Genomic DNA, 11,162 nt, shown 5'->3' with positions numbered 1-11,162 from the left:
TGCTTGCGCTGGGCGTCGACCTGCTCCGGGAAGGCGGCGAAGGTGCCGGCGGCCACGGCCGGGCTGTCGACCACGGTGATCACCGCGTCCACCGTGCAGGCGTTGCGGATTTCCGGCCAGTTAAAGGCTTGAACCAAGGGTTTCGGCAACGCCAGGCCGGAGGTTTCGATGAGGATATGGTCGAGCTCGCCGCGGCGCGCCACCAGCTCGCGCATCACCGGGAAGAACTCCTCCTGCACGGTGCAGCACAGGCAGCCGTTGGCCAGCTCGAAGATACGGCCGTTGGCTTCTTCTTCGCTGCAGCCGATGGAGCACTGTTTGAGGATTTCGCCGTCGATGCCCAGCTCGCCGAATTCGTTGACTATCACCGCGATGCGCCGCCCGTCGGCGTGGCCGAGCATATGGCGGAGCAAGGTGGTTTTGCCGGCGCCGAGAAAGCCGGGGACTATGGTGACGGGGAGTTTGGCGAGCGTTTGCATGATTGGCCCTGCATGGCAGCGAAAGAAAGACCGGCGGGCAGGGGCGGACAGGCGTGGCGCGACCATGCGCCAGCCATGCACCACCGGAGCACCCCGCCCGGTTGTCGAAAACAGTGCGAGGCAGGTCTCCTGGCTCACGACCGGGGCAGCGCCCGAGGCGCTGCCCATTCCTTCGCCTTCCCGCGCGAACGCAGTGGCTGTCGGCCTGGCGCGCATAGGCGGCAGAGCAACGGAAGGGTTACGGGTCGTTTACAGTTGCGGGGGCAGCCAGGGCATAACCCTGTTCCCTCTTAGCTCTGGTACAGGACCAGAGAACCTCGACGGGGGTGAAGGCTACGCAGTGCCTCCGGGCAGGTCAATCATCGCGGTTGACGGGCCAGCAGGCTTCGTGATGTTCTTTAAGGCTTTTTCGGTGCGTTAACGCACAATGCGGCAGATGCAATGACAAGCCGCGAGTCACCCGCGGGCTATGCTTGCGCCCGTATTAAGTGACCCGATTTAGCCTTTCTTAGCAGGTTTTAGCCGTTATGAGCACAGCGCTGTATGTCGCAGGCTTGGGCTGCCGTCGGGGCTGTTCCCGCGAGCAGTTGCTGCAACTGCTGCAGCAGGCGCTCGCGCAACAGGCTTTGCAACTTTCTGACCTAAGCAGCCTGGCCAGCAGCGAGCACAAGCGCGATGAACCCGGCTTGCGCCAACTGGCCGAGTACCTGCAACTGCCGCTGGCGCTGCTGCCGGCGACTGCGCTCGCCGGCTACCATGCACGGTTAAGCCAGCCCTCGGCCCTAAGCCTGCAGATCACCGGCAGCGCCGGGGTCGCCGAGGCCAGCGCCTTGGCCCAGGCCGAAGCACTCGGCGGTCAGCGCGCCGAGCTGCTGGGCGGAAAAATCCGCTCGGCCGATGCCACCTGCGCACTGGCCGTTGTGACATTTCTGGAGACTGTATGACCGTCTATTTTATCGGCGCCGGCCCCGGCGATCCGGAGCTGATCACCGTCAAGGGTCAGCGCCTGCTGCGCAGCTGTCCGGTGATCCTGTATGCCGGCTCGCTGGTCCCGGAAGCCGTACTCGAGGGCCACAGCGCCGAACAGGTGGTCAACACCGCCGAACTGCACCTGCACGAGATCATCACACTGATCCGCCAGGCTCACGGCAAAGGCCAGGACGTAGCCCGCGTGCACTCCGGCGACCCGTCGCTGTACGGCGCCATTGGCGAGCAGATCCGCCATCTGCGCGCGCTGGATATCCCCTTCCAGATCATCCCCGGCGTTACCGCCACTGCCGCCTGTGCGGCGCTGCTGGAAAGCGAACTGACCCTGCCGGACGTCTCGCAGACGCTGATTCTCACCCGCTATGCCAGCAAGTCGCAGATGCCCGCCGGCGAGCAACTGCATGACCTGGCCCGTCACGGCGCGACCATGGCCATTCACCTGGGCGTGGTGCACCTGAGCAAGATAGTCGCCGAATTGCTGCCGCATTACGGCGCGGATTGCCCGATTGCCGTGGTGCATCGCGCCAGTTGGCCGGATCAGGATTGGGTCAGCGGCACCCTGGCCGATATCGAAGAATTGGTCAGCGCCAAAGGCTTTCGCCGTACCGCACTGATCATCGTTGGCCGGGTGCTGAATGCCGAGCATTTTGCCGACTCGGCCTTATACCGCGCCGAGCACCAGCATCTGTTCAGAAACCCCGATAGCTTGGGCAAAGCAGACTGAGCCCGCGTCTGGGCTCATAAGAATGCAGCTGGCCATTCCGAAACAGTCTGGCCACCGACTGCTGCAGGTGCTGTCCAGCTTATAAACTCTAAACAGTGCACATCCTGGGCAGCGTGTCCGGGCGCTTGCTAAGAGGTGCCTATGAAAATTTCGACCCTAGTGCTGGCCTGTACGGGTTTGTTGTCCCTTCCAACCAGCCAGGCGGCTGATGCGACCTCGCCCTTTATCGTGGTGTTCACGCCCCAGGCCATAGCGAGTTCGGCGACCGAAGCGGCCCCCAGTAACGGCGACTATGTGCGGCCCGCCGTGCGCGCCGCCGCCCAGGCCTTGGCCAAGCGCCATGCTTTCAGCCTGGGGTATGTCTATAGCCGGGCCATCGAGGGTTTCTCGGCCAAGTTGAATGCCCGGCAGCTGAAGGCGCTGCTGACCGATGCGCGGGTGGCCTATATCGAGCAGGATCTGCCGATGGCGGTCCTCGGGGTGCCGGAGCAAGCGCAGGGCAAACCGGGTGGCGGCGCCACCCCGGCGCCACAGGTGCTGCCCTGGGGCATCGATAGGGTCGAAGCGGATAACAGCGTCACCTGGACGAATAGCGTCGGCCCTGTGACTGTGACTGGGGTGCGCGCCTATATTATCGATACCGGCATCGACACCAGCCACAAGGACTTGAATGTGGTGGGGCATGTGAACTTCGCCGGCGGCGTCAATAGGGACTGTCATGGCCATGGCACCCATGTGGCCGGCACCGTCGGGGCCAAGGACAACAGCCAGGATGTGGTCGGCGTGGCGCCGGGCGTGGCGCTGGTGGGGGTCAAGGTGCTCGGGTGCGGTGGCTCCGGCACCACCTCCGGGGTGATCGCGGGGGTGGACTGGGTGACGGCCAATGCGACAGCTCCTATTAATCAAGGGCAGCCGGCCGTGGCCAATATGAGCCTGGGCGGTGGCGCCAGCCTGGCGCTGGATACGGCGGTGCTGAATTCAGCGGCTGCGGGGATTTTCTATGCCGTGGCCGCCGGCAATAGCGGCGCAAATGCCTGCCTGAGTTCGCCGGCGCGGGCCGGCGAGGGAGACAATGGCGTGATGACCACGGCGGCCACCGACAGTGCCGACCAGGAGGCCTACTTCAGCAACTACGGCAGCTGTGTGGATGGCTGGGCGCCGGGCGTCTACGTCCTCTCGACCAAGAAAGGCGGCGGCACCACCACCTTTAGCGGCACCTCGATGGCCGCGCCACACACCGCGGGTGGCGCGGCGCTCTATCTCAGCACTCATACTGCTGATTCCCCCGCTACAGTGGAAGCGGCGTTGCGTGGGGCGGCGATACAGCCAGGGAGTTTGAGTAAGGATGGCCTGCCGATACAGCTGTTGCAGGTGGATGGCTTCTAAACTGCCGCTGCCTGTCTTCACCAGCCCCAACCAAGGGGTAATGCCGTTCACTTAAGGCAAGTGAGCGGCATTTTTTGTGTCCTGCCATCCCTGGCGGCCACCCCTTCGGGGCCGTCGCTACGCGACGTCAAAAATCGTTCCCGGCGATTTTTTGTAGCCCGGATAGAATCCGGGGAACGCTACTCCTGCAAATCCGCCCCCCCGGATTGCATCGGACTACGTTCCTGCAAATCGTAGGTTGGCGCTGAGGAACGAAGCCCAACAAAGTCAGCATGTTGGGCTTCGCGGAGCTCAGCCCAACCTACAAAAATCCGCATTCTCGGACAGGCACCTAGTGGCTAGGTTGCAAGTCACCCTGTTGCATGGCCATCAGCTGTTCACGCATGCGTTGGTTATCGCGTTGCAGTTCACGCTGCTTGAAGGCTTCGCGCAGCTGTTCGCGCAGGTCGACGACATCCCAGGGCTTGGTGATAAAGCGATAGATCACCCCTTCGTTGACCGCCTTGAGGATGGTGCTGACCTCGGTGGAGCCGCTCAACACCATGCGGATGATGTCGGGATAGAGCGTCTTGAGCCGGCGCAGGAACTCCACGCCCGTCATGTCGGCCAGGCGCATATCGGTGAGCACCACATCCACCGGATAGGTCGCCAGCAATGGCAAGGCCTCGGCGTTGCTCTGGGCGGTCAGGATCTGGTAGTTCTCCAGGCGCAGTTCGCGCTGCAAGGCCTTGAGGATGCCGGGTTCGTCATCGATCAGGAGCAGGTAGCGCGCTTGATCTTCGAGGATATTGCTCGGCAGGTACAGCACCGAACCGCCTTGCAGCAACTCCAGACAGGCATCGGGCGGCAACGGCGGCGAATAGTAGTAGCCCTGCAGTTCGTCGCAGCCGGCGCGGCGCAGGAAGCCCAATTGCTCGGCGGTTTCCACGCCTTCGGCTATCACCTTGATACCCAGGTTGTGGCCGATGGAGATCATCGAGCGCACCAGCGAGGCGCTGTCGGGGTCCAGGTGCACGTCGGTGACGAAGCTGCGGTCGATCTTCAGCTCGCTGAAGGGGAAACGCTTCAGATAGCCCAGGGACGAGTAGCCGGTACCGAAGTCATCGATGGAGAAGCGGATGCCCAAGGCGCTGAGCTCCTTCATCTTGAGCAGCACCTCATCGGTATTGGTCATCAGCATGGTCTCGGTCACTTCCAGCTTGAGCCGGGCGGGCAATATCTCGTAGCGGTCCATGGTCTGCTGCACCCGCTCGATAAAGCTGGGCTCCATAAAGCTGATCGCGGAGAAGTTCACCGCGATGCTCAGGCCCTTCATCGACTCCTGCCAGCGCTGCAACTGCTGGCACACGGCGTCGAACACATAGTTATCGATGCCGACGATCTGGCCGGTCTCCTCGGCCAGCGGAATAAATTCGTCGGGCGGCACCAGCCGGTCCTCGCGCTGCCAGCGCACCAGGGCCTCGAAGCCGCACAGGCGCCCGCTCTGCAGATCCAATTGCGGCTGATAGACCAGGCGGTACTCGCCGTGCTGCAAGGCCTGGCGAATTTCCCGCTCCAGCAGCAGGCGCCGCTGCATCTGCTCGTTCATGCCCGAGGTGAAGGCGCAGATACGGTTACGCCCCTGGTGCTTGGCCTGGTACATGGCGGTATCGGCGTTGCGCAGCAAGGTGACGACGTCGCCGCCGTCATCGGGGAAGCAGCAGAAACCTATGCTGCAACTGACCACCAACTCCTGGCCGTCGAGTTCCAGCGGCTCGGCTACCTGCTGCTGGAACTGTTCCAGCAGGCCGATGCGCTCGGTGAAGGGACCGCTGTCGACCATCAGGATGACGAACTCGTCGCCGCCCAGGCGCGCCACCGTATCGATCTCCCTGGCACAGCGCTGTAAACGCTCCGATATATGCACCAGGAGCTGGTCGCCGGCATTGTGGCCGAGGCTGTCGTTGACCACCTTGAATTGGTCCAGGTCCATAAAGGCCAGGGTGAACTGGGTTTGATTGCGACTGGCAAAGGCGATGGCCTGGCGGATGCGGTCGTTGAGCAGGTTGCGGTTCGGCAGGCCGGTTAGGCCGTCGTGGTTGGCCTGGTGCTCGAGTTCTTCCTGATAGCGCTTGGCCTCGGTGATGTCGTGCAGGATGCCGACGAAATGGCTGACCTTGCCGCGGTCGTTGACCACCGGGGCGACTTTCAGGTCGTTCCAGAACTCCGAGCCGTCCTTGCGGTAGTTGCACAGTACGGCCTCGCCCTCCTCTTCGGCATGCAGCGCCCGGCGGATGCTTTCCAGGGCCGGTTGGATCGGCTTGGACCCTTGCAGGAAGCGGCAGTTGCGGCCTATCACGTCTTCGCTGCGGTAACCGGTGATGCGCTCGAAGGCCGGGTTGACGTAGACGATCGGCTGATCCGCCTGTTCGTTGTCGGTGATGATGATGGCGTTGACGCTGGCCTCCACCGCGCGGGTGCGGATGCGGATATCCAGGTCGAGGCGGCGTTGTTCGCTGATGTCCTGAATCACCGCGATGGCCCCCTGCAGCACGCCCTGCTCATCGACGAAGGGCACCGCCGAGTTGAGGATGGTCTTGCTCGAGCCATCGAAGGCCTGGATGTCGATCACCGTGTTGCGTATCGCATTGCCCTGTTGCACGGCCCGCACCAGTGGCCAGTCCTGGATCTGCAAGGGTTCGCCATTGTCGGCCCAGAAACCATGGTACTGGCCGTAGTCGGCCTGCTCGCACGGATGGTTGCCGGCCCAGATCAGGCTGCTTTCGGGGTTGCTCATGATCAAGCGGCCGTTACGGTCGGAAACCAGCACGCCCACCGGCAGGCTGTCGAGAATATTGCGCAGCAGTGCCTCGTTCTGCGCCAGCGCCTGGGTGCGCTGCTCCACCAACTGCTCCATGCTCTCGAACAGGCGCGCGCGGCCCACGGCCATGGCCAGTTGCCGGCCAATCGAGGCCAAGGCATTCAGCGATTCATCCGGCCAGGGCTGGGTGTTGCGCCGCACCACGTTGAGCATGCCGATAATCTCGCCACCGAGCAGCAAGGGAATGCTGGCATGACTGCCCTCGCCCGCCTGCTGGGCCAACGCCGGGCAGACGCCGATATTGCTCGGCGTCTCCAGGTGGTCACTGAGCCAGGCATGCCGGCATGGGCAGTTGTCGAAGCAGGCGCTCAGGCGCTCGGCGCTGTAGTCCTGGCCACGGCCGCAAGCCCCGGCCAGGCGCGCCGACTCCTCGGGCTGGCCGGTGTCGGTCATCAGCAACCAGGCCGCCACCGCCTCGGGAAATTCCAGAATGCGTTTCAGCGCGGCGTCTATCACAAGGGCTTCGGTCTTGGCATCGGTCAGGCCGCTGGTGAAGTGGAACAGGCAGTTGAGCACCGAGTTGCTGCGCGCCAGTTCGTCGTGTTTGGACTGCAACTCGTGGTTCAGGCGTACGCCTTGTTCGTAGGTGGAGATCAACAGATCGAGAATCTGCTGGCGGCCGGCGGTGATGAAATGCCGCTCGCCCTCCAGCATCACCTCCACGCCCATCTGCACCCGCTCATGGCTGCGCAATTCGAGGTTGACCAGGAAGTAGCGGATGCGCGACATCAGGTACTTCTCGTCGTAAGGCTTGACGATAAAGTTGTCAGCCCCCGAGGCCAGGCCGTGCACCACATCGAGGGCGTCGGCCAGTCTGGTGACCAGAATCACCGGAATGCCTGCAGTGGCCTCGTTGCTTTTCAATTGGCGACAGAGTTCGTAGCCGTCCATCTTGGGCATCACGATGTCGCTGATGATTATGGTCGGCAGGTGTTCGCCGACCATGGCCAGGGCCTCGAGGCCGTTGCGGGCGATGCGCACCTGGCAACCCGAGGCTTCCAGCAGGTATTGCAGTTGGGACGCCTGAGTGGGGCTGTCCTCGACTATGAGGATTTCGGCGTTGTCGTACATGACTCGCTCCCTCCTTTCACGGCTTGCGGTGTAGCCACCTGGTTGGCTATCGAGTTAAGCAGGTTGGCAATCTCTTCCGGGCTGAGTATCTGGCAGGCCGCCTGCAGATCGATGGCGGCGCGCGGCATGGAGTCGATCAGCGCGCTGTCCGGCTCCTGCACCAGGGTCAAGCCGCCCAGGCGGCGCAGCTCGGCCAGCCCCTGGGCACCGTCGTGACCCATGCCGGACAATTGGATACCGATGGCGCGCTGGCCCAGGTGGTGGGCCACGGAGTGAAACAGGTGATCGGCCGAGGGACGGAACTGCTGCTGCGCACTGGCGGCATGCAACTGCACCCGCAGCTCTGCACTCACGCCGAACTGCCAGCCTTCGGGGGCCAGATACAGCACGCCCGGCTGCAGTTGCTGGGCATCCTCGGCGATCTGCACCGGCAGTGCGGACACGCTGGCCAGCCATTGACAGAAACTGGGCAGAAACCCCGTGGCGATGTGCTGCACCAGCACCAGCGCCCAAGGCTGCGCCTGCTGCAACCCTTGCAGCAGGCTTTTTAGCGCCGCCGGACCGCCGGCCGAAGCGCCGATGGCCACCAGCAGGGGCGCTGCGACGCGCGCCTGCTCGATCAGTTGGTGCGACGCAGCGGCCGCCGTGACCTTCACGCTCGGCCGGTGACGGCGTACCACCTTGACCTGGGACAGGCTGCGCAGGGTACGCAACAGCTCCTCGATGCGTTGCTCGAAGTCCGGCGCATCGAGACTGCGGGGCTTTTCCAGCACGGCCAAGGCGCCGGCGGCCAGCGCGCGCATGGCGGTCGCCGCGTCGTGGACATTGGCACTGGCGGTCAGCACCACCACCGGCAAGGCATGGCGCTCGAGGAGACGGGCGGTGGTATCATAAGCGTCGTTGCGCGGCTTATGCACGTCCATGGTGACTATGTCCGGGGTATAAGTCTCCAGCATCTGCAGGGCCTGTACGCCACTGTCGGCGACGCGCACCTCGAAACCGGCGCCTTCGCACACCGCGCGCAACAACACGCGCAGCACCGGTGAATCATCGACTATCAGCACACGCATGGTGACTGCTCCTCCCTCAGATCAAACGCCGAATGGCATCGAGCAAACTGCCCTGGTCGAAGCCACTTTTCACCAGATAGGCATTGGCCCCGGCGTCCAAGCCTCGGGCGCGGTCCTCCGCCGAACTCAGGGCGGTCACCAGCACCACCGGCAGGCCGAGCAGCTCGCGGTCGGCGCGAATGCGGCTGGTCAGGGTGAAACCGTCCATGCGCGGCATTTCCACATCGGACACCAGCAGGTCGAACTGCGCCTGCTTCAGGGCATTCCAGGCCTCCAGGCCATCGTTGGCGGTGGCCACCTGGTAGCCGGCCGCTTCGAGAATCGCCTTGAGCAGCCCGCGCGAGGTAAAGGAGTCCTCGGCGATCAGCAGCCGCTGCAGGCGCTTGGCCACTCTCGGCTGGTTCGCCTGAGCCAGGGCGCTGGCGTTGCTGGCCAGGGCGCTGCGGTAGAGATCGCCGGGATGCAGAATGGGCACCAGTTGGCCGTCGCCGAGCAGGGTCGCACCGAGCAGATTGCGCACCCGCAGCAGTTGCTTGCCGAGGTTCTTCACGGTGATCTCCTGATCGCCCAGCAGTTCATCCACCAACAGGACGAAGCGCTCACCACGCACCTTGAGCAGCAACAGGGTCAAATCGCCCTCGCCACGGGTGGGACTGCTGAGGCCGAGCACCTCGGCCAGGGACCAGACCGGCAGCACCTGCTCCTGGAACACTATGGAGGGGCGGTTTTCCAGGGTCTTCAAGGCCTCTGGCGGCAGGCGCAGGCAGCGTTCCACCGCCAGCGCGGGCACGGCGAAGGTGCGCTCGGCATTGCGCACTATGACCGCGCGGAAGGTCGACAGGCTCAGCGGCAGGTGCAGGTGGAAGCAGCAGCCCTGCCCCGGGCTGGACTCCAGCTCGATGCGCCCGCCCAGGCGTTCGACCATCTCTTGCACTATGGCCATACCCAGGCCACGGCCCGACAGGTCGGTGATCAGCTCGCTGGTGGTCAGGCCGGAGCTGAACACCAGCTTGCCGGCTTCCGCCTCGCTCAGGGCATCGGCCTGCTCCTGGCTGAGCAGGCCGGCGCTCACCGCCTTGGCTTTCAGCTGGGGGAGATCCAGGCCGCGACCGTCGTCGCGCACACTCAGCTCGAAGCGATCCGCCGACTCCTGGAGCAGCTCCAACTGCACCAAGCCGACCTCGGGTTTGCCGCACGCGAGGCGCTGCTGCGGGGTTTCCAGACCATGATCCAGGGCGTTGCGCAGCAGGTGGGTCAGCGGCGTGCGCAGCTCGTCGAGGATGCGTTTGTCGATCTGCAGATTGGCCCCGCGCACCTGCAACTCGACCCGCTTGCCGGCTTGCCGGGCCAGGTCCTGGACCATCGCCGGCAGGCCTTCGACCAAGTGGCTGCCAGCCAGCAGCAAGGTGCTCTGCAGCTCCTCGGTCAGTTCCTCGGACAGTTGCGCCAGGCTTTGCGCCAGATGTTTGCCGGCTTTGGCCTGCTGAATCGCCGCGAAGTGCAGGCGATCCAGCTGGGCCTGGCTCCAGTCCAGGTAGTCGAACAGCGCCTTGAGCCCGTCGCGGCTCGTCGCTGGCAGCGTGCTCATGCCCTCGCGCAACTGCTGCAAGGCCCCCCCGGCGAGCAGCCGGCGGCCCGCTTGCGGTTCGCAGACTCTGACATGCTCGCTCAGGCTGCGGGCCAAGGCTTGCGCCTCGAGCCGGTGCTGTAGCAGGCTTTCGCTGTGAAACAGCAGGGTGTCCAGGCGCTGTGTCGCGACCCGTACCGTGCCGGGCTCGTTGCGGGCCACGGGGGCCGCCGCAGCCTGAGCCTGGGCGGGCAATTGCACCGCCTCACCCGCGGCGGCGGCCTCCAGGTTCTCCAGCAGGTGCGCCTGTTCCTCGGCGCCGGGCGGCTGCCCGGCGTGCAACTGCTGCACCATGTCCAGGGCATAACGGCACAGTTCGAGGCGCTCCGCGCTCAGCTCCAGGGTGCCGTGGCGCACCTCGCCAAGCAGGCTCTCCCAGGCATGGCAGAGCTGCTCGATCGGCCCCAGGCCCACCGCCCGAGCGGCCCCCTTGAGGCTGTGCACCTCGCGAAACAGCGACTCTATGGCCTCGGCGGAAGCGCCCGCCTCGCGCCAGTTGGCCAACTCGTCGGCGAGTATCGCCAGGCGCTCGTCCGCCTCCTGCTTGAAACTGGCCAACAAGCGTTGCTGCAGGGCTTCGAGATCCAGGCTCATGGCATGCTCACAGTTTGAACTGGGCCGCCAGGCCCTTGAGTTTCAGCCCCAGCTGATGCAGGTTGCGCGCCGCCAGATCGACCTGGCGGGTGCCACCGACATTGTCCTGGCTGGCCTGGCGAATGCTTTCCATGGCGCTGGCGACCTGATCCATGCCCACCAGCTGTTGCTGGCTGGTGGCGGCGATCTGCATCGCCATCTCGCTGGACGCCTCGATGCTGCTGCCCAGGCTGCGGATCGCCTCGCCACTGCTCTGCGCCCGCAGGTAGCCGCTCTCCCCGGTTTTGCTGCCCTGCTCGGCCAGCAGCACGGCCTTGGTCATGGCCTTCTGGATCTCGCCGAGAATCCCGCGCACCTGGGCGGT

The 11,162-nt window shown here is 64.6% G+C and carries 8 protein-coding genes and 1 riboswitch; of the genes, 3 read left to right on the top strand and 5 right to left on the bottom strand.

Annotated elements, in window-relative coordinates; translation table 11 throughout:
* Positions 1 to 479 (bottom strand): GTP-binding protein (locus Q8Q83_RS03520; protein WP_305621163.1); only part of this gene is annotated, 479 nt, incomplete at its 3' end.
* A gap of 101 nt (positions 480 to 580) precedes the next feature.
* Positions 581 to 814: riboswitch (cobalamin riboswitch) on the bottom strand.
* Between the two features lie 192 nt (positions 815 to 1,006).
* On the opposite strand from Q8Q83_RS03520, the gene Q8Q83_RS03515 reads away from it, so the two are divergent.
* From Q8Q83_RS03515 to Q8Q83_RS03505, 3 genes are all read left to right on the top strand, one after another.
* Positions 1,007 to 1,423, top strand: coding sequence for a cobalamin biosynthesis protein (locus tag Q8Q83_RS03515; RefSeq protein WP_305621161.1), 417 nt, complete (start codon positions 1,007 to 1,009; stop codon positions 1,421 to 1,423).
* A complete protein-coding gene (cobM, locus tag Q8Q83_RS03510) occupies positions 1,420 to 2,190 on the top strand; it encodes a precorrin-4 C(11)-methyltransferase (protein ID WP_305621160.1) in 771 nt (256 codons plus the stop codon). The genes Q8Q83_RS03515 and cobM overlap by 4 nt, the downstream gene beginning before the upstream one ends.
* Positions 2,191 to 2,331: 141 nt before the next feature.
* Entirely contained in the window at positions 2,332 to 3,576 is a 1,245-nt protein-coding gene (locus Q8Q83_RS03505) for a S8 family peptidase (RefSeq protein WP_305621159.1), read from the top strand.
* A gap of 331 nt (positions 3,577 to 3,907) precedes the next feature.
* Here the strand turns inward: Q8Q83_RS03505 and Q8Q83_RS03500 are convergent, their stop codons facing one another.
* The 4 genes from Q8Q83_RS03500 to Q8Q83_RS03485 all read right to left on the bottom strand — a co-directional run.
* Positions 3,908 to 7,507: an EAL domain-containing protein gene (locus Q8Q83_RS03500; protein WP_305621157.1), complete on the bottom strand. Its 3,600-nt coding sequence runs from the start codon at positions 7,505 to 7,507 to the stop codon at positions 3,908 to 3,910.
* On the bottom strand, positions 7,480 to 8,577 hold the full coding sequence (locus Q8Q83_RS03495; protein ID WP_305621156.1) for a chemotaxis protein CheB: 1,098 nt from the start codon (positions 8,575 to 8,577) through the stop codon (positions 7,480 to 7,482). Before Q8Q83_RS03495 ends, Q8Q83_RS03500 begins: the two co-directional genes overlap by 28 nt.
* Positions 8,578 to 8,593: 16 nt before the next feature.
* Positions 8,594 to 10,798 (bottom strand): response regulator, encoded by a 2,205-nt coding sequence (locus tag Q8Q83_RS03490; protein WP_305621154.1) that lies wholly within the window; start codon positions 10,796 to 10,798, stop codon positions 8,594 to 8,596.
* Positions 10,799 to 10,805: 7 nt separating this feature from the next.
* A partial coding sequence (locus tag Q8Q83_RS03485; RefSeq protein ID WP_305621152.1) for a hypothetical protein occupies positions 10,806 to 11,162 on the bottom strand: 357 nt, incomplete at its 5' end.

It is taken from the genome of Pseudomonas sp. (assembly GCF_030696055.1).
In the GTDB taxonomy this organism is placed as follows: domain Bacteria; phylum Pseudomonadota; class Gammaproteobacteria; order Pseudomonadales; family Pseudomonadaceae; genus Aquipseudomonas.
This window is presented reverse-complemented; position numbering and strand designations above follow the sequence as displayed.